The organism is Pseudooceanicola nanhaiensis (assembly GCF_020171315.1).
Taxonomy (GTDB): Bacteria; Pseudomonadota; Alphaproteobacteria; order Rhodobacterales; family Rhodobacteraceae; genus Pseudooceanicola; species Pseudooceanicola nanhaiensis_A.
This window is the reverse complement of the sequence record NZ_JAIUZP010000004.1, coordinates 509735-527019: the sequence shown is the minus strand read 5'-3', so window position 1 is coordinate 527019 and position 17285 is coordinate 509735. Positions and strand designations below refer to the sequence as shown.

The following is a 17285-nucleotide window of genomic DNA, read 5'->3' as shown; positions in this document are numbered from 1 at the left end:
CTATGCAATATGGGGCGCCCACCGGGGAGCGGCAAGAAATTTGTCGGTGATCGACTGTCGACAGTTGAGCGATTTGTGGAATCGCGCCACGTTGTGGCCAAGACTCAAACCAGATGATGGACCCAATGCTCGACGACAAAACTTCGCTGGCCGTACACCCCAAGGAACGTGTGGAACTGGCCGCGGCGTACCGCCTGATCGGCCACTTCGGCCTCGACGACAGTATCTTCACCCATATCTCCGCCAAAGCCCCGGCAGAGGAGGGCGATCATGCCTTCCTGATCAACCCTTACGGGTATCGCTTCGAGGAAGTGACGGCGGGTGGCCTCGTGTCGGTGGACCTCGACGGCAACATCCTGAACGATCCGGGCAAGGCGGGCATCAACAAGGCTGGTTTCGTGATCCACTCCGCGATCCACGGCGCGCGGCCCGACGTGGCCTGCGTTCTGCACACCCATACGATCGCGGGCGTGGCCATCTCTTCGCTGGATGAGGGGCTTCAGCCCTACAACCAGTGGTCGGCGCCCTTCTTCAACCGGATCGCCTATCACGACTACGAAGGCATCGCCGTGAACCTTGACGAGCGCGAGCGGCTGGTGGCCGATCTGGGCGACCTCGACGTGATGATCCTGCGCAACCACGGGTTGCTGACCTGCGGGCGCACCGTGGGCGAAGCCTTCCGCCGGATGATGGACCTCGAGCGGGCCTGCAAGGCGCAGATCGAGATCATGAAGACGCAGGCCAAGCCGTGCCGCCTGACCGACGAACTGGCCGAGTTCACCGCCGGGCAGGAAGAGGCATGGGCCGAGGCGCATGACGCCGCGGGCAAGCCGGATGCCGAGTGGCAGGCCTACCTGCGCCTGTGCCACCGGGTTGCGCCGGGCTTCGACCAATGACGCTGGACATGCCGGGGGCAGGGGTCTTCGACGTCGTCGTCCTCTCCGAGCCGTTCGACCTGATCGCGCTCTTTGGCGCGTCGGCCGCGCCCTTCGTCCGCCTCCTGCGCCCCGAAGAGGTGACGGACCCGGAGGCGATCCGCTACGCACTCTGCTGGTGCCCGTCGGATGAGGCCTTTGCCGCCTTCCCGAACATCGAACTGGCGATGTCCATCGCGGCGGGGGTGGATTCCATCGTCTCCTGTCCCTCGCTGCCGCAGGGCGCCACGGTCGCCCGGGTGCGCGATGACGATCAGGCGCACCTGATGGCAGGCTTTGCCGTCTGGAACGTGATCCATCACCACCGCCGCATGGGCGACATGCAGCGCAACCACGCCGCCGGTCTGTGGGATCGCAGCTTCACGCCGCGCCCGCCCCGGGAAACCACCGTGGGGGTGCTGGGCTTCGGCCTGATGGGCCGCGCCTGCGCCGAGGCCATCGCGGCCGCGGGTTTCACCGTGGTGGTGGCCCGGCACCGCGACGGCGCGCCGGTTGCGGGGATCGAGCAGGTCTGCGGGCCGGAGGCCGTCGATCAGGTCGCCGCGCGCGCCGACATCCTCGTCAACGTGCTGCCCCTGACCGAAAGCACCCGCGACATCCTCGATGCGCGTCTCTTTGCGCTGATGCCCAAGGGCGCGGTGCTAGTCCAGATGGGCCGGGGCGAGCACATGATCGAGGAGGACCTGCTGGCGGCGCTGGACAGCGGCCAGATCTCCGCCGCGTCGCTGGATGTCTTCCGGCAGGAACCCTTGCCCGAGGGGCATCCGTTCTGGACCCATCCCGCCGTGGTCCTGACCCCGCACAAGGCCTCCGTCTCGACCCGGGCCGAGACGATCCGCCAGCTTGTCGAGAACTGCGAGGCGATCAGCGCCGGGGCACCTGCCCCGGGCGCCGTGGATCGCAGCGCAGGCTACTGAACCCCCTCCCTCCGAAAGGCGTCCCATGAGCACTCCCACCCTTGTCCTGACCAACGGAAAAATCTGGTGCGGCCTCGAAGAAGGCTTTGCCGAGGCGATCGCCATGGCGGAGGGGCGGGTGCTGGCCACCGGGACCACCGCCGAGATCGAGGCCATGGCGACCCCGGGCTGCAAGGTGGTGGACCTTGGCGGACGGCTGGCGACGCCGGGGCTGAACGATGCCCATATGCATCTGCACAACTACGGCCTGAACCTGCTGCAACTGGACCTGCGCCCGGCCGCTGGCGTGACCTCGGTCGAGGCCATGCTGGCGCAGGTGAAGGAAGCCGTGGCCCGCACACCCAAGGGCACATGGATCCTGGGCCGCGGCTATGACCATGACAAGCTGGCCGAGCTGCGCCATCCGACCCGCGCCGAGGTGGACGCGGTGTCGCCCGACAACCCCGTGTTCCTGGTGCGGACCTGCGGCCATACCGCCATCGCCAACAGCCTTGCGCTGGAGGCGGGCGGCATCAGTGAGGACACCCCCGATCCCTTCGGTGGCAAGATCGGCCGCCACGGCAACGGCGCGCTGAACGGGCTGCTCTACGAGAACGCCCGCGCGCCGATCCACAAGGCGATGCCGCAGCCGACGCTCGACGACCTCGTCGATGCGATCGAGCGGGGCGGCAAGGACTACCTGACCTATGGCGTCACCTCGGTGATGGAGGCCGCCATCGGCATTCAGGGGCAGGGCATGACCGAGCTGCGCGCCTACCAGAAGGCACTGGCCGACGGGCGGCTGCCGGTGCGTGTCGCGGGCACGCTGATGGGCGACGTGGACAAGAACATCCTCGAGGAGTGCCACGCCGAGGGGCTGGTGACCGGTGCGGGCTGCGACATGTTCCGCATCGGCCCGGTGAAGATCTTCACCGATGGCTCGGCGGGGGCGGGCACGGCATGGATGTCTGAGCCCTATTTCAACGACGCCGAGAACTACGGCGTGCCCTGCCTGACGCAGGAACAATGCGACGAACTGGTGCTGAAGGCGCATTCGCTGGGCTACCAGATGGCGCCCCACGCCATCGGCGATGCGGCCATCGACATGGTGCTGAACTCCTACGAGAAGGCCTATGCCCAGATGCCCGCGCCGGACCGGCGCCACCGGATCGAACACTGCGGCTGGCACACGCCCGCACAGCTGGAGCGGATGAAGGAGATGGGCGTGATCCCCGCCGGTCAGCCCTCTTTCCTCTACTTCTTTGGCGATGGCTATTTCATGTGCCTCGGCCCGGACCGGCCCCATACCTGCTATCCGTTCAAGACCTGGCTGGAGAGCGGCCTGCACCCCTCCGGTTCGACCGATTGCCCGGTGACCTCGGCCAGCCCCTTCCCGGTGCTCTACGGGCTGATCGCGCGGACGTCCGACACCGGCCAGAAGCTGGGCGCGGGCGAGGAGCTGACGGTGGAACAGGCGCTGCACTGCTGCACCTATGAAAGCGCCTATGGCGTGCACGAGGAAAACGTGAAGGGCCGCCTGATCCCCGGCCAGTTGGCCGATGTTGCGGTGTTCGACACCGACTTCTTCGAGGTGGCACCGGAAGAGATCCTCAAGACCTCCTGCGTCATGACCATCCTTGGCGGCGAGATCGTCTATGAGACCGGCCAGACCGTCGCGAAGGAAATCGCCTGATGCTGAAGACCGTCCTCGACCGCCTCGCGCTGTCGGTGCCGGTGCTTCTGGGGGTTCTGCTCTTCGGCTTCCTGCTGCTGCAGCTTGTCCCCGGCGACCCGGCGCAGGTGATGGCAGGGCCCACGGCAACGCCCGACGTCGTCGAGGCGATCCGCCGTGACATGGGGCTGGACCGGCCCCTGCTGGTGCAGTTCTGGGCCTATCTCGAACGGGTGGCCCACGGCGATTTCGGCCGCTCGATGATCTCCAACAAGGCCGTGACCGAGGAACTGGGCGCCGCCATCGGCCCCACGGTCGAGCTGATGCTGGGCAGCCTGCTGTGGTCGGTGCCCGTCGGCATCGCCATGGGCACGCTGGCCGCCGTGACGCGGGGCACGTGGATCGACCGGGGGATCATGGCAATCTCGGTCGCGGGGGTCTCGCTGCCGATCTTCTTCGTCAGCCTGCTGCTGATCCAGTACCTCGGCGTGGTGCTGCGCTGGTTCCCCTTCATCGGCCGTCCGGGGCCGTGGTACACGGCCGAGGGCTTCATGGCGCTATTCCTGCCCGCGCTCTCGCTGGGGCTGATCCTGATCGGGCCGGTGGCGCGGATGACGCGCTCCTCCGTGCTGGAGGTGCTCTCGCTCGACCACGTGCGCACGGCGCGGGCCAAGGGCCTGTCCGAGATGCGGGTGACGCTGGCGCACGGGCTGCGCAACGCGCTGATCCCGGTGGTCACGCTGATCGGCCTTCAGGCGGGCTACCTCCTCGGCGGGGCCGTGGTGACCGAGACGATCTTCTCATGGCCCGGCGTCGGGCGGCTGGCCGTCGGCGCGATCCTCTCCTCCGATTTCACCGTGGCGCAGGGCGCGGTGCTGCTCTTCGCGCTCGGCTTCATCACGATCAACCTGATCGTCGATATCCTCTACTCCCTGCTCGATCCGAGGGTGCGCAAATGACGATGGCAACCGACACCGCCGACCGCCCCCTCGCCATGCCCGCCAACGACGGTGGAGAGGTCGCGGCCCCGCCGCCGCGGGCGCACTGGCTGCGCCGCCTGCTGCGCGACAAGGCCGCCGCCGCCGCGATCCTGCTGCTGGCGCTGATCTGCCTCGGCGCGATCCTCGCGCCGTGGCTGGCGCCCTATGATCCGGCGCTGAATTCCCGTGCGGTGATGAAGCCGCCGTCCTTCATGAAGGGGGGCGTGCCCGAACACCTGCTGGGCACCGACGGGCAGGGGCGCGATATCCTCTCGCGGCTGCTCTACGGATCGCGGCTGACCTTGCTGATCGGCCTCGTGGCCGTGGGGCTGGGGGGTGCGGTGGGCTCCTTCATCGGACTGCTCTCGGCGTTCTATGCCCGGCTCGACCCCTGGGTGATGCGCGGCATCGACATCCTGCTCTCCTTCCCGGCGATCCTGCTGGGCCTCGCTCTCGTGGCGGTGATGGGGCAGGGGATCGTGCCGGTGATCATCGCGCTCGCCGTTTCCTCGGTGCCCGATTGCGCCCGGATCGCCCGCGGCATCGCCATGGGCGTCATGAAGCAGGAGTTCATCGAGGCCGGGCGCGCCGTGGGCCTGTCGGACGTGGCGCTGTTCCGGCGCTACCTGCTGCGCAACTGCATCTCGTCGATCATGATCTTCCTCTCGCTGCGCTTCGGCCAGATCATCCTGATCGGGGCCACGCTGTCCTTCCTCGGCCTCGGTGCACAGCCGCCCGCCGCCGAACTGGGCATGATGGCCGCGCAGGGGCGGGAATACCTTCTCTTCGCACCGCATATCGCGGTGATCCCCTCGGTGCTCATCTTCCTGATCGTCCTCACCGCCAACGTGGCGGGGGATGCCCTGCGCGACGTGCTCGACCCGCGCCTCCAGACCTGACGGTCCGGTCCCACAACAATCGAGCGACCCAACAAGGAGTGACCCTGATGAAGACCCCGTCCCAGATGTCCTTCAAGCGCACCATGTTGCGAACCGGGCTGCGAACCGGGCTCGCGGCGACGGCAATCGCCGTGGCGATGCCGGCCGTCGCGAAGGATCTGACGATCATCCGCGAGATCGACAGCAACCACTACGATCCGCCGCGTACCGCCGCGCTTGCGGGTTCGGAGGTTCTCTTCATGCTGGCCGACACCGTGGTGGGCCTGGCCGAGGACATGAAGACGATCGAGCCGCTGCTGGCCTCCAGCTGGGAGGTCTCGGACGACGGGCTGACCTATACGTTCACCATCCGCGACGATGTCACCTTCTGCGACGGCAAGGCGATGACGGCCGAGGACGTGGCCTATTCGCTGAACCGCTGGCAGGATCCGGAAACCAAGAGCCCGGTCCGCTGGCGCATGGGCGACGTGAAGTCGATCACCGCGCCCGACGCCACCACGCTGGTCTACGCGCTGAACGCGCCCCATTCCGAACTGCTCTACCAGCTGGCGCAGAGCTTCGGATCGGTCATCGACAAGGAGACGGTCGAGGCGCTCGGCGCGGACTTCGGCGTTACCGGGTTCAACGGCACCGGCCCGTTCTGCTGGGAGAGCTGGACGCCCCGTGACCAGATGGTCATGACCCGCCACGAGGATTACCACTGGGGCCCCGCCAACTACGAGAACACCGGCCCCGCGCAGGTCGAGAAGATCACCTGGCAAGTGGTGCCCGAGGCCGCGACCCGCACCGTGGCGCTGATGACCGGCCAAGGGCAGGTCAGTCCCTACGTGCCCTTCATCGGCCTTGAGAAGCTGCGCATGGCCCCCAACGTCGAGGTCGTCCGCTCGGACGAGGCGTTCTGGACCAACTACATCGGCTTCAAGATCGACAAACCCATGGTCAACGACCCGCTGGTGCGTCAGGCGATCAACCTCGCCGTCAATCAGGAAGCCATGGCCGAGGACCTGTTCTTCGGCGAGGTGGAACCGGCCTACAGCTACATCTCCTCGGGCGCGCTGGACTGGAACTCGGATCTCGACGACAAGCTGCTGACCTACGACCCCGAGAAGGCGGCGGCGCTGCTGGACGAGGCGGGCTGGACGCTGAACGCCGACGGCAAGCGCGAAAAGGGCGGCGAGCTGCTGCAACCGGTCGCCTATACCTTCACCGGTAGCTGGGCGCAGGTGGTCGAGGCGGTGCAGGCGGACCTCTTGAAGGTCGGCATCGACCTGCAGATCCAGCCGTTTGACGCCACGGTCTACTGGGGCAAGGCGGCGACGCAGGAATTCGACATGTTCACCATGGGCTTCCCCTATATCTCTGCCGGGGACGCGCTGAACCTCTACTTCCTGTCGGCCAACATGCCCTCCCCGAACCGGATGAACTGGAACGACCCGGAAACCGACAAGCTGCTCTATGAGGGCGCCACCGCTGTCGATCCCGCCGTGCGGGCCGAAGACTACGGCCAGGTGCTGACCAAGGTGCACGAGGCCGCCGTCTGGCTGCCGATCTACCACAAGCCGATGCAGATCGCCTACACGACCGAGATCAAGCCCTTCGAGGCGCACAACATCTACGGTGCCGGTCTCTACAAGGGCCTGCAACTCGGCTACGTCGACTGATCCTGACGCACACCCCGGTCCCAGAATACCGGGACCGCTTCGGGAGGGCGCGCCCCACGCGCCCTCCCATCGCCGCCCCGCAACGGGCCTCAAGCAGGACGCGCCTTCCATGACCGACCAGACCGCACGCACCACGGTGATCCGCAATTGCGCCATGATCCTCGGCTGGGACGCCGAGCGGCAGAGCCACCGGCTGATCGAGGGCGGCGATGTCGCCTTTACCGGCGACCGCCTCGTGCAGGTGGGCGGCACATGGACCGGCGCGGCGGAGGAGGTGATCGACGGCGCGGGCCGGATCGTCTGCCCCGGCCTCGTGGACATCCACTCGCACCTGTCATCCGAACCGATGAACAAGGGGATGCTGGACGAACTCGGCTCTCCCGGCCTCAGGATGTCCTCGCTTTACGAATTCATGCCGCTCTTCCGCCCCGATGGCGACGGGCCGCGCTATGCCACGCAGGTGGCGTTGAGTGAGCTGGCCATGTCCGGCGTCACCACGATCGTCGATCTGGCCGTGCCCCATGACGGCTGGCTGGACCTGCTGGGCGCCTCGGGCCTGCGCGCCGTGGCCGCGCCCATGTACCGCTCCGCCCGCTGGTTCACCAAGACCGGCCATTCGGTCGACTACGAATGGGCCGAGGATGACGGTCGGGGCGTGATGGAAGAGGCGCTTGCCCTCGTCGATGCCGCCGAAAAACACCCCTCGGGCCGGCTGACCGGCATGGTCGCCCCCGCCCAGATCGACACCTGCAGCGCGGACCTGATCCGCGACAGCTTTGCCGCCGCGCAGGAGCGCGGGCTGAAGATGCAGATCCACGCGGCCCAAAGCATGGTCGAATTCAACGAGATCACCACCCGCCACGGGCGCACGCCCATTGAATGGCTGCATGACCTTGGTGTGCTGCGTGAGGGCACGATCATCGGGCATGGCATCTTCCTCAACGATCATCCCTGGGCGGGCTGGCCCGGCTCGAAGGATTTCGACCTGCTGGCCGCCTCCGGCGCGGCGGTTGCCCATTGCCCCACGGTCTTCCAGCGCCGTGGCGTCGCCATGCGTTCGCTCGGGCGTTACATCCGGGGCGGCATCCCCATGGGGATCGGTACCGACACCTACCCGCACAACATGCTGGAAGAGATGCGCCACGCGCTGATCAACTCCCGCCTGATGAGCGGCGATGTCTATGACCTGCGCACCTCGGACGTGTTCAACGCGGCCACCACCGGCGGGGCTGCGATCCTCGGGCGCGACGACATCGGGCGGCTGGCGCCGGGGCTCAAGGCTGACCTCTTCATGGCCGACCTGCGCCACCCCGCCATGCGCCCGGTCCGTGATCCGCTGGCCTCGCTGATCTATGTCGCTGCCGAACGCGCGGTGACCGATACCTTCGTCGACGGCCGCGCGGTGGTGCGCGACGGCAAGCCGCTGGCCTTCGACTTCGAGGCGGCGCTGGACGGGCTGGAGTCCGCGCAGGCCCGCGCGCGGGAGGCCTTTGCCGGGCTCGACTTCCGCGGCCGGACCGACCGGGACGCAGCCCCCATCACCTTCGCCGACAGCTGAGAGGAGACCGGGATGCAGGATCAGCACAGCCCCTTGCTGGAGGTCGAGGACCTCAGGATCGAGTTCCGCACCGAGGGCGGCGCCTTCCGTGCCGTGGACGGCGTCAGCTTCACGGTGGAGCGGGGCAAGACCCTCGGCATCGTGGGCGAAAGCGGCTGCGGCAAGTCGGTGACCTCGCTCGGCATCATGGGGCTGATCCCGCAGCCGCCGGGCCGCTACGTGGGCGGGTCGATCAAGTTCGAGGGCCGCGACCTGCTGACCATGTCCGCCAAGGAGCGCCGGTCGCTGCGCGGCGGCCGCATGGGCATGATCTTTCAGGAGCCGATGACCTCGCTCAACCCGGTCTACACCATCGGTCACCAGATCATCGAAGGCCTGCGTGCCCATGGGATGCGCGACCGCGCCAAGGCCCGCAAGCGCGCCATCGAGCTGCTGGACCTCGTGCGGCTGCCGTCGCCGGCCGAGCGGGTGGATGATTTCCCGCACCAGCTCTCCGGCGGGCAGCGGCAGCGGGTGATGATCGCCCTTGCGCTTGCCAACGAACCGGACCTGCTGATCGCGGATGAGCCGACCACCGCGCTCGACGTGACGATCCAGGCCCAGATCCTCGACCTGCTGCGCGACCTCAGCACCCGCACCGGGGCGGCCATCGTGATGATCACCCACGACCTCGGCGTCGTGGCCGAAACCTGCGATGACGTGGTCGTCATGTACGCGGGCCGGGTGGTGGAACGCGCACCGGTGGCGGCGCTCTTCTCCGGGCCGATGCATCCCTATACCCTTGGCCTCATGGCCGCCGTGCCGCGGATCGACACGCGCTCCGACCGGCTGGAAACCATCCCCGGCACCGTGCCGCCGCCATGGGCCATGCCCGAGGGCTGCCGCTTTGCCTCTCGCTGCCCGCTTGCGACCGACCAGTGCCGCGCCAGCCAGCCGCCCCTGCGCGAGATGGGCACCGGCCACCTCGTCGCCTGCTGGCGTGCCCCCATTGAGGAGATCGCCGCATGACCACGCCCCCGCTGCTCGAAGTCGAGAAGCTGACCAAGCATTTCCCCGTCGGCGGTGGCCTCTTCCGCGGCCCCAAGGGGGCGGTGCAGGCGGTGACGGATGTGTCCTTCTCGCTCAAACCCGGCGAGACGCTCGCCATCGTGGGGGAATCCGGTTGCGGCAAGTCCACCACCGGGCGTGCTCTCTTGCGCCTGCTGGAGCCGACCTCCGGCCGCGTCGTGCTGAACGGGGAGGAGATCACCGGCCTCGCCCCCAGCCAGCTGCGCGCGGCGCGGCGGCACATGCAGATGATCTTTCAGGATCCCTTCGGCTCGCTCAACCCGCGCATGACCGTGCGCGAGACCCTGCTGGAGCCGGTGCTGCTGCACGAGGTGGCCAGTGGGGAGCGCGCGACCAAGTGGGTCGAAACGCTGCTGACGACCGTCGGCCTCTCGGCCCATCACGCGGATCGCTACCCACATGAATTCTCCGGCGGCCAGCGGCAGCGGATTTGCATCGCCCGGGCGCTGTCCACGCGCCCCCGGCTGATCGTCTGCGACGAGGCGGTCTCGGCCCTCGACGTCTCGGTTCAGGCGCAGATCGTCAACCTGTTGCAGGACCTGCAGCGCGAATTCGGCATGGCCTATGTCTTCATCAGCCACGACCTCTCCGTGGTGCGCCATATCGCGGACCGGGTCGCGGTGATGTACCTTGGTCGGATCGTCGAGGAAGCGCCGGTCGAGGAAATCTTTGCCCGTCCGCGCCATCCCTACACCCGGATGCTGCTAGAGGCTGCGCCCAAGCCCGAGCCGGGTCAGGCCCGCCGCGAGGGCGCCGCGCAGGGCGACACGCCCTCGGCGCTGAAGCCGCCGTCGGGCTGTGCCTTCCACCCGCGCTGTCCGCTGGCGAGTGAGGTCTGCAAGACGACGCGGCCCGGAGATACGGTGATCGGTGCCGCCCGCGTGGCCTGCCATCACATCGAGGCGGCGACGGAGCGTACCTCCATTGAACGGCCCTGGCCGCCCGCGCTTGCTGCGCGGCTGAAGGTGCTGGCCGAGGCGCGGGCGCGGGGCTGATCAGCGCCGGGCGAGGCTGCCGGTGGCCAGTTCGACGATCTCTTCGGTGATCGCGTCCTGACGCAGGCGCCGCGCTTGGCCCACAAGGCTGGTGAGCGAGTTCGACACGTTCTCATGCGCCGCGATCATGGCCCGCATCCGGGCCTCGTTCTCGGCCGCGAAGGAGAGCATGAGCGCCTCGCTGATCTCGGCGAAGATATATTCCTCGACCAGCTGCGACAGCAGCTGTGCTGGGTCGAGCGTGATCCGCGGCTGGACCGCCGTGCGGGGCAGGGGGAAGCGCGAATAATCGAAGGGAACGAGCCGCTTGGTCGTGATCTCGTAGCCGCCCGCGCCGCCGGGCACGGCGTGCAGGATGGAGATGCCCGTGGCGCGCCCGTCTGAGATCCTCTCGAACACCGCCGCCACGATCCGCCCGGCCAGATGCGGGGTGCGCGCGGGATGGGCGATCATCGGCGCGGTCCAGTCCACCGTGAGGCCCATTTCCTCGGCCACCAGCAGGCCGCGATCCCCGACGAGCAGCATCTCGTGGGGCCGGGGGGAAGCCGCCTCTACCGCGCGTGCCGCCTCCAGCACCCGCGCCGAGAAGGCCCCGGCAAACCCCTGTTCGGCGCAGAGCACGATCAGCACCTCGCCCGCCTCGCGCGGGGGCGTCTCCACCGGCCGGGCGGAGAGCGGGAAGGTCAGGGCGTGGCCGATGGCATCGCCGATGGTTTCTGCATAGAGGCGGATCGCCCCGAGGTGGTCATGGGCGTCCTGCAACCGCGAGGCGGCAAGCCCCCGCATCGCGGCGATCACGGCCGAGAGCTTGTGAACCGTGCCGATCCGGTCCTCGACCTCGGAGAGCTTGCCGCTCATCCCGCGGCCTCCGCCTGCGGCAGGTCACGGACCACATCGGCCACCACGGCCACGAGGGCGGCGCGGTGTTCGGGGCTCAGCGCGCCGGTCTGCTGGACCGTGGTCAGCGCGTCGCCGCCCTGCTGGTCGATCCGGCCGGGCAGGCGCTTGCAGAGCTCGGGCAGGGCGCTGACGGCAAGCGTGTCGAGCGTGCCCTCGCCAAGCGCGGCCAGCAGCGCCACCTGATCGACGAGTCGCAGCCCGGCATAGCGCGGCTGGGTCAGCAGGCCCCGGATGCGTTCGCCCCGGGCGATCTGCGTCTTGACCCGGGTGCTGGAAATGCCACCGAACCGGGTGAACATCTCCAGTTCCTGAAACTGGGAATAGTCGAGCCGCACCCGGCGCGACACCGCCCTGAGGGCAGGGGCCTGCGCCTTGCCGCCCACCCGGCTGACCGACAGACCCACGTCGACCGCGGGCCGCTGGTTGGCCGCGAAGAGATGCGCATCCAGCACGATCTGCCCGTCGGTGATCGAGATCAGGTTGGTCGGGATATAGGCCGAGAGGTTGCCCTCGTCGGTTTCGGCAATCGGCAGCGCGGTGATCGACCCGCCGACCGAGCGCGGCAGTTTCGCGGCGCGTTCCAGCAACCGGGCGTGAAGATAGAAGATGTCGCCCGGATAGGCCTCGCGGCCCGGCGGCTCACGGGTGAGCAGCGCCAGTTCGCGATGGGTGGCGGCGTGACGGGTCAGGTCGTCGATGACGATCAGCACATCGTGGCCCGCGTCGCGAAAATGCTCGGCCATGGTCATGCCTGCGAAGGGGGCGATCCATTGCAGGCCCGGCGTGCTGCCCGCGCCGCCCATCACGAAGATGCAGCGTTCGGGCGCGCCATGGTCGCGCACCGCCGTGATCACGCGTTCCACCGCCGTCGCCCGCTGGCCCACGGCCACGTAGATGCAGATCACGTCGGTGGTCTTCTGGTTGATGATCGCCTCCACGGCGAGGGAGGTCTTGCCGGTGGCCCGGTCCCCCACGATCAGCTCCCGCTGGCCGCGGCCGAGGGCAAAGAGGCTGTCGACCACCAGCACGCCGGTCATCATCGGTTCCGAGACGAGATCGCGTTCGATGATGCTGGGCGCGGGGCGTTCGATGGGGCGCAGGGCCTCGGCCTCGGGCGGGGCCTTGCCGTCAAGCGGCCGGCCCAGCGGATCGACCACGCGGCCCAGCAGGCCCGCGCCCACGGGCACGCGCACCACGTCGCCGGTGTCGGTGACCTGATGCCCGGCCTCCACCCCGTCGGCGGCATCGAAGAGGACGGCGTCGATCTCCTCGGCGTCCAGCGCCTGCGCGAAACCGGCCTGTCCGCCCTCGAACCGCAGCAACGCGCCAAGCGGCGCCTCGGGCAGGCCCGAGATGCGGGCGATGCCGTCCGCGACCGCGATCACCCGGCCGATGGGCTCTGCCTCGGGGGCAAGGCTGGTGCGGGCAACCGCATCGCGGCCCCGGCTCAGCCAGTCTGCGGAGGATGGCGTCTCAGTCATTTTTCAGAAGCTCCTGCCGGATGCGGTCGAGGTCGGCGCGGAAGTGGTTGCGGACGACCGCATGGGGGGCGTCCAGTTCGAGGCCCGCGATCAGCGTCGGGTCCGTGGTGACGGCAAGGGCCACCGGGTGCCCGGTGACGCGCGCAAGGCGTTCGCGCAGGTGGTCGGCCTCGTCGCCGCTCATCTCGGCGGCCGCGCGCAGCGGCACGGGGCCCTCGGCGCCGATCCCCGCGCGGGTGCGTTCGGGCAGGCGGGCCACCGCCTCGGCGAGGCCGTCGATAAAGCCCGCCACGCGGGCCGTCGCGGGCAGCCGGTCCAGCAGCCTGCGGGCGATGTCCACGGCCAGTTCCGCCGCCTCCGCGTGCATCGCATGGGAGGCCTCCTGCTGACGGTGCAGGCGGTCGGCCTGTGCCGCGGTGCGCAGCTTCTCGACCTCGGCCCGCGCCTCGGAGAGGAGCTGGTCGCGGCTGCGGTCGGCTTCGCTGCGGGCCTCGGCCAGCATCTGGGCGCGGGTGGCGGCGACGCCTGCCAGCTGCTCCTGCGCGGCGGCGAGGGCGGCCTCGGCCTCGGCCCGCGTGGCCTGCGCCGCGTCGAGGTCCTGCGTGGCCGCGGCCTGCCGGGCGGCGATGATGTCCGACACCGGGCGGAACAGGAAACGCGAGAGGATCCACAGCAGGACAAGGACGTTGACCGCCTGCAGCCCGAGGGTCCACCAGTCGATACTCATGGCTGGGCCGCGCTCAGACGAAGGGGTTGGCGAAGAGCACGAGCAGCGCGATCACGAGGGTGTAGATCGCCATGGTCTCTATCATGGCGAGGCCGACGAAGAGCGTGCGGCTGAGGGTGCCCGCGGCCTCGGGCTGGCGGGCGATGGCATCCATGGCGGCCGCCACGGCGCGGCCTTCGGCGAGGGCGGGGCCGATGGCCCCGAACGACACGGCGATGGCCGCGGCGAGGATGCTGACGATCTGGATCAGGTCTCCGGTCATTGCGGTAGGTCCTTTGCGGTTTCGGGAGAGGGAGAATGTTCACCGACGGCGGCCCCGATGAAGACGGTGGCCAGAACGGCGAAGATGTAGGCCTGCACGGCCCCGGTCAGCAGGTCGAGCGCCATCAGCGGGATCGGCACCAGCAGGCCTGCGAGGGTCAGCACGATGCCGATGACGAAGACGCCGCTCATCACGTTGCCGAAGAGGCGGACAACGAGCGACAGCGTGCGCGAGACCTGCTCGATCAGGTTCAGGGGGATCATGACCCATGTCGGCTCGGCGAAGGTCTTGAGGTAGCCGCGCAGCCCCTGCGCCGCGATCCCGAACCAGACCGTGGCGGCAAAGACGATCAGCGCGAGCGCGGCATCGGTTTCCAGCCGGGCGGTCGGCGGTTCGATCCCGGGCACGAGCGAGGACCAGTTGGCGATCAGCACGTAGAGGAAGATCGTGCCGATCAGCGGGCGGTAGCGCGCCGGGGGGCGCTGCATTGTATCGCGGATCTGGTCGTCCACCACGGTGACGAAAAGCTCCAGCACCACCTGCAGCCGCCCGGGCGTGAGCGAAAGGCGGCGCGTCGCGATCCGGCAGCCGAGCGCGAGGCCGATCAGGATGGCCCAGGTCACGAGCACCGGCGCGGTGATCGGCACGGGGCCCGCATGAAACAGCGGTTCCAGCGTCAGCGGGTTGTCCATCACGCGGCACCCCGTGCGCGGCGCAGCACGATCTGCCGCCCCAGCAGCAGCCCGAGCGTACCGCAGAGCAGCGGCAGCGCCCCCAGCAGCGCCAGCCCCACCAGCAGCGCGGCCAGCAGCGCAAGGCGCAGCAGTTGCAGCGCCACGGTCCGCGCGGCCAGCCCACCTTCGAGGTAGAGCGCGGTGACCCGCCTGAGGCTGGCGAAATGCACGATCCCCGCGCCGGTACCGGCGGCAAGCGCGAGGGCGGCAAGCAGGAGCGGGGCAGTCAGCAGCGCGTCGAGGGTCATTGTCTGTGCATCCATTTCCAGATCGCCCGGAAGCCGATGGCGGCGCCGAGCATGATCGCCGGGGCGGTGAAGAACACCCCGGTGTCGAAGTAGTGGTCCGCCATCCGGCCCAGACCGACCCCCATCAGCGTGGGCACGATCACGGCCCAGCCGAGGATGCCGATCTGCCCCAGCCGCGCGCCGAGCGAGGGCTCGGGCGTGTCCTGCGCGATCTGGTCGCGCGCGGCAGTGCGGCGGGCAGCCTCGGCGAGGTGGTCGTTGGCCCCGGGGGGCTTGGGGGCAGGCCCGGTCACGCGTCGCCCCCCGCATCCTCGGGCGTCAGCGCGTTCTGGGACGGGCCGGCAGGCCGCCCCGGGCGCATGAACTGCATCAGCTGCCGGACGGCCTGCGCGTGCAGGCGCATCTGTTCGACCCGCTCGCGGCGGTCGGTGTCGTCATCGGCGCGGGCCAGATCGCGCACCGTCTCCTCCAGCGCGGCAAGGTCGGTGCCAAGCACCCCCTCGCGGCAGGCGATGGCGACGGAGCGCCCGCCCTCCACCGTCAGCATCCCGCTGCGCAGGGCGCAGACATGCCGCTGCCCGTCGGCGCTTTTCCAGCGCAGGACCGAGGCGGGCAGGGCGGTCAGGTAGTCGGTGTGCCCCGGCAGGATGCCGAAGCCGCCGCTGGCGTCCTCGGCCCGCACCGATAGCACGCCCTCCTCGTCGACGAGGACCTCCATCGGCGTGGTGACGGTGAGGTGCAGCCCGCTCATGCCGCGTCCTTCCCGGCGGCCTGCTTCTCGCGCGCCTCGTCCAGCGTGCCGATCATGTAGAGCGCGCTTTCATCCCAGTCGTCGCACTCTCCGGCGAGGATCGCCTTGCAACCCGCGATCGTGTCCTCCAGCGCGACGGAGCGGCCGGGAATGCCGGTGAAGGCTTCGGTCACCGTGAAGGGCTGGGTCAGGAAGCGCTGCAGGCGGCGGGCCCGCTCGACGATGCGCCGGTCCTCGCTGCCCAGTTCCTCCATGCCGAGGAGGGAAATCACGTCCTGCAGGCCCCGGTAATGTTCGATGGCGCGGCGCACCTCGTTGGCGACGGCCACATGCGCCTCGCCGAGGATCAGCGGGTCGAGCAGGACGGAGGAGGACTCGACCGGGTCGATGGCGGGATACATCCCGTCCGCGGCCATGGCGCGCGACAGCACCACCATGCTGTCCACGTGGGAGGCGATGGTCATCACGGCGGGGTCGGTGAAGTCGTCGGCCGGGACATAGACCGCCTCGATCGCCGTCACCGCGGCATCGCCCGCCGAGGCGATGCGTTCCTGCAGCTCGGCCACCTCGGTCGCCAGCGTCGGCTGGTAGCCCACCCGCGAGGGCAGCCGCCCCAGCAGGCCCGAGACCTCGGCCCCCGCCTGCACGAAGCGGAAGACGTTGTCCATCAGCAGCAGGACATCCTGATGGGCCTCGTCCCGGAAGCTCTCGGCGATGGTCAGGGCGGTGAGGGGCACCCGCCAGCGGGCGCCGGGCGGCTCGTTCATCTGGCCATAGACCAGCACGGTGCGATCCAGCACGCCCGCCGCCGTCATCTCCTGCAGCAGTTCATGCCCCTCGCGGGAGCGTTCGCCCACGCCGGAGAAGACGGAAATGCCGCGGTAGGTGGACACCATGGCGTGGATCAGCTCCATCACCAGCACGGTCTTGCCGACACCGGCCCCGCCGAACATCGCGGCCTTGGAGCCCTTGGCCAGCGGCGTCAGCAGGTCAAAGACCTTGATCCCGGTGTGGAACAGTTCCGCCGTGCCAGACCGGGCCCGGAAGGGCGGCGCGGCGCGGTGGATCGGGCTGCGCTTCACGTCGGCGGGCAGGGCCCCGCCCGCGTCGCCAATACGGCCCGTCACATCCAGCAGACGCCCCAGCACCGCCTCGCCCACGGGCACCTCGACCGGGCCGCCGACCGGCTGCGCCTCGGCGCCCCTACGCAGGCCGTTGGTGGCCTGAAGCGCGATGCCGCGCACGGTATGCGTGTCGAGGTGGGCCTGTATCTCGATCATGACGGCGCTGCCGTCGGGCCCGGCAATCGACACGGCCTCGTTGATCCGGGGCAGCCTCTCCGTGTCGAAACGGACATCCACTACGGCGCCGCGGATCGCGACCACGCGGCCGGTGGTGTCGGGGGTAACAGGTCCCATCCGGTGTCCTCGTAATAGTCAACCGGTTCAGACTAGGGAGATTCGCGAGTGCTGACTTTGCGCCGCATCAATTCCCGCGGACACGAAGCCGTGACGGTGC

At 69.2% G+C, this 17285-nt stretch carries 18 protein-coding genes; 9 read left to right on the top strand and 9 right to left on the bottom strand.

Going from position 1 to position 17285, the window contains the following annotated elements; all coding sequences use genetic code 11:
* The first annotated feature begins 125 nt into the window (after nt 1-125).
* From LCM32_RS07310 to LCM32_RS07270, 9 genes are all read left to right on the top strand, one after another.
* Nucleotides 126-896 (top strand): class II aldolase/adducin family protein, encoded by a 771-nt coding sequence (locus LCM32_RS07310; protein ID WP_224820389.1) that lies wholly within the window; start codon nt 126-128, stop codon nt 894-896.
* The gene (locus tag LCM32_RS07305) at nt 893-1852 is read left to right on the top strand and encodes an NAD(P)-dependent oxidoreductase (protein ID WP_224820388.1); all 960 of its coding nucleotides are present in this window, start codon (nt 893-895) and stop codon (nt 1850-1852) included. The genes LCM32_RS07310 and LCM32_RS07305 overlap by 4 nt, the downstream gene beginning before the upstream one ends.
* A gap of 25 nt (nt 1853-1877) precedes the next feature.
* Entirely contained in the window at nt 1878-3524 is a 1647-nt protein-coding gene (locus tag LCM32_RS07300) for an amidohydrolase (protein WP_224820387.1), read from the top strand.
* Nucleotides 3524-4462, top strand: coding sequence for an ABC transporter permease (locus LCM32_RS07295; protein WP_224820386.1), 939 nt, complete (start codon nt 3524-3526; stop codon nt 4460-4462). Before LCM32_RS07300 ends, LCM32_RS07295 begins: the two co-directional genes overlap by 1 nt.
* Nucleotides 4459-5382 (top strand): ABC transporter permease, encoded by a 924-nt coding sequence (locus tag LCM32_RS07290; protein ID WP_224820385.1) that lies wholly within the window; start codon nt 4459-4461, stop codon nt 5380-5382. The genes LCM32_RS07295 and LCM32_RS07290 overlap by 4 nt, the downstream gene beginning before the upstream one ends.
* Before the next feature lie 47 nt (nt 5383-5429).
* Nucleotides 5430-7043, top strand: a complete 1614-nt coding sequence (locus tag LCM32_RS07285) for an ABC transporter substrate-binding protein (RefSeq protein WP_224820384.1) — start codon at nt 5430-5432, stop codon at nt 7041-7043.
* Nucleotides 7044-7152: 109 nt separating this feature from the next.
* Nucleotides 7153-8601 carry an amidohydrolase family protein gene (locus LCM32_RS07280; protein WP_224820383.1) on the top strand — a complete coding sequence of 483 codons (1449 nt, stop codon included), beginning with the start codon at nt 7153-7155 and terminating at the stop codon, nt 8599-8601.
* Between the two features lie 12 nt (nt 8602-8613).
* The gene (locus tag LCM32_RS07275; protein WP_224820382.1) at nt 8614-9609 is read left to right on the top strand and encodes an ABC transporter ATP-binding protein; all 996 of its coding nucleotides are present in this window, start codon (nt 8614-8616) and stop codon (nt 9607-9609) included.
* Nucleotides 9606-10664 (top strand): ABC transporter ATP-binding protein, encoded by a 1059-nt coding sequence (locus LCM32_RS07270; protein WP_224820381.1) that lies wholly within the window; start codon nt 9606-9608, stop codon nt 10662-10664. Before LCM32_RS07275 ends, LCM32_RS07270 begins: the two co-directional genes overlap by 4 nt.
* Here the strand turns inward: LCM32_RS07270 and LCM32_RS07265 are convergent, their stop codons facing one another.
* The 9 genes from LCM32_RS07265 to atpD are packed head-to-tail and all read right to left on the bottom strand — an operon-like array spanning nt 10665 to nt 17185.
* A complete protein-coding gene (locus LCM32_RS07265) occupies nt 10665-11522 on the bottom strand; it encodes a F0F1 ATP synthase subunit gamma (protein WP_224820380.1) in 858 nt (285 codons plus the stop codon).
* Entirely contained in the window at nt 11519-13045 is a 1527-nt protein-coding gene (locus LCM32_RS07260) for a F0F1 ATP synthase subunit alpha (RefSeq protein ID WP_224820379.1), read from the bottom strand. The genes LCM32_RS07265 and LCM32_RS07260 overlap by 4 nt, the downstream gene beginning before the upstream one ends.
* Nucleotides 13038-13772, bottom strand: coding sequence for a F0F1 ATP synthase subunit delta (locus tag LCM32_RS07255; protein ID WP_224820378.1), 735 nt, complete (start codon nt 13770-13772; stop codon nt 13038-13040). The genes LCM32_RS07260 and LCM32_RS07255 overlap by 8 nt, the downstream gene beginning before the upstream one ends.
* Nucleotides 13773-13785: 13 nt before the next feature.
* Nucleotides 13786-14034, bottom strand: coding sequence for a F0F1 ATP synthase subunit C (locus tag LCM32_RS07250; protein WP_224820377.1), 249 nt, complete (start codon nt 14032-14034; stop codon nt 13786-13788).
* Complete coding sequence (locus tag LCM32_RS07245) at nt 14031-14729, bottom strand: F0F1 ATP synthase subunit A (protein ID WP_224820376.1); 699 nt, start codon at nt 14727-14729, stop codon at nt 14031-14033. Before LCM32_RS07245 ends, LCM32_RS07250 begins: the two co-directional genes overlap by 4 nt.
* Nucleotides 14726-15016, bottom strand: a complete 291-nt coding sequence (locus LCM32_RS07240) for an ATP synthase subunit I (protein ID WP_224820375.1) — start codon at nt 15014-15016, stop codon at nt 14726-14728. Before LCM32_RS07240 ends, LCM32_RS07245 begins: the two co-directional genes overlap by 4 nt.
* On the bottom strand, nt 15013-15309 hold the full coding sequence (locus LCM32_RS22095) for an AtpZ/AtpI family protein (RefSeq protein ID WP_224820374.1): 297 nt from the start codon (nt 15307-15309) through the stop codon (nt 15013-15015). The genes LCM32_RS07240 and LCM32_RS22095 overlap by 4 nt, the downstream gene beginning before the upstream one ends.
* A complete protein-coding gene (locus LCM32_RS07230; RefSeq protein ID WP_224820373.1) occupies nt 15306-15767 on the bottom strand; it encodes a F0F1 ATP synthase subunit epsilon in 462 nt (153 codons plus the stop codon). The genes LCM32_RS22095 and LCM32_RS07230 overlap by 4 nt, the downstream gene beginning before the upstream one ends.
* Nucleotides 15764-17185, bottom strand: a complete 1422-nt coding sequence (gene atpD, locus LCM32_RS07225) for a F0F1 ATP synthase subunit beta (protein WP_224820372.1) — start codon at nt 17183-17185, stop codon at nt 15764-15766. Before atpD ends, LCM32_RS07230 begins: the two co-directional genes overlap by 4 nt.
* Between the last annotated feature and the right edge of the window lie 100 nt (nt 17186-17285).

Excerpts from the sequence above, each read along its gene's own strand:
- LCM32_RS07310 (WP_224820389.1), top strand. The coding sequence starts at position 126 with ATGCTCGACGACAAAACTTCGCTGGCCGTACACCCCAAGGAACGTGTG.
- LCM32_RS07305 (WP_224820388.1), top strand. The coding sequence starts at position 893 with ATGACGCTGGACATGCCGGGGGCAGGGGTCTTCGACGTCGTCGTCCTC.
- LCM32_RS07300 (WP_224820387.1), top strand. The coding sequence starts at position 1,878 with ATGAGCACTCCCACCCTTGTCCTGACCAACGGAAAAATCTGGTGCGGC.
- LCM32_RS07295 (WP_224820386.1), top strand. The coding sequence starts at position 3,524 with ATGCTGAAGACCGTCCTCGACCGCCTCGCGCTGTCGGTGCCGGTGCTT.
- LCM32_RS07290 (WP_224820385.1), top strand. The coding sequence starts at position 4,459 with ATGACGATGGCAACCGACACCGCCGACCGCCCCCTCGCCATGCCCGCC.
- LCM32_RS07285 (WP_224820384.1), top strand. The coding sequence starts at position 5,430 with ATGAAGACCCCGTCCCAGATGTCCTTCAAGCGCACCATGTTGCGAACC.
- LCM32_RS07280 (WP_224820383.1), top strand. The coding sequence starts at position 7,153 with ATGACCGACCAGACCGCACGCACCACGGTGATCCGCAATTGCGCCATG.
- LCM32_RS07275 (WP_224820382.1), top strand. The coding sequence starts at position 8,614 with ATGCAGGATCAGCACAGCCCCTTGCTGGAGGTCGAGGACCTCAGGATC.
- LCM32_RS07270 (WP_224820381.1), top strand. The coding sequence starts at position 9,606 with ATGACCACGCCCCCGCTGCTCGAAGTCGAGAAGCTGACCAAGCATTTC.
- LCM32_RS07265 (WP_224820380.1), bottom strand. The coding sequence starts at position 11,522 with ATGAGCGGCAAGCTCTCCGAGGTCGAGGACCGGATCGGCACGGTTCAC.
- LCM32_RS07260 (WP_224820379.1), bottom strand. The coding sequence starts at position 13,045 with ATGACTGAGACGCCATCCTCCGCAGACTGGCTGAGCCGGGGCCGCGAT.
- LCM32_RS07255 (WP_224820378.1), bottom strand. The coding sequence starts at position 13,772 with ATGAGTATCGACTGGTGGACCCTCGGGCTGCAGGCGGTCAACGTCCTT.
- LCM32_RS07250 (WP_224820377.1), bottom strand. The coding sequence starts at position 14,034 with ATGACCGGAGACCTGATCCAGATCGTCAGCATCCTCGCCGCGGCCATC.
- LCM32_RS07240 (WP_224820375.1), bottom strand. The coding sequence starts at position 15,016 with ATGACCCTCGACGCGCTGCTGACTGCCCCGCTCCTGCTTGCCGCCCTC.
- LCM32_RS07230 (WP_224820373.1), bottom strand. The coding sequence starts at position 15,767 with ATGAGCGGGCTGCACCTCACCGTCACCACGCCGATGGAGGTCCTCGTC.
- atpD (WP_224820372.1), bottom strand. The coding sequence starts at position 17,185 with ATGGGACCTGTTACCCCCGACACCACCGGCCGCGTGGTCGCGATCCGC.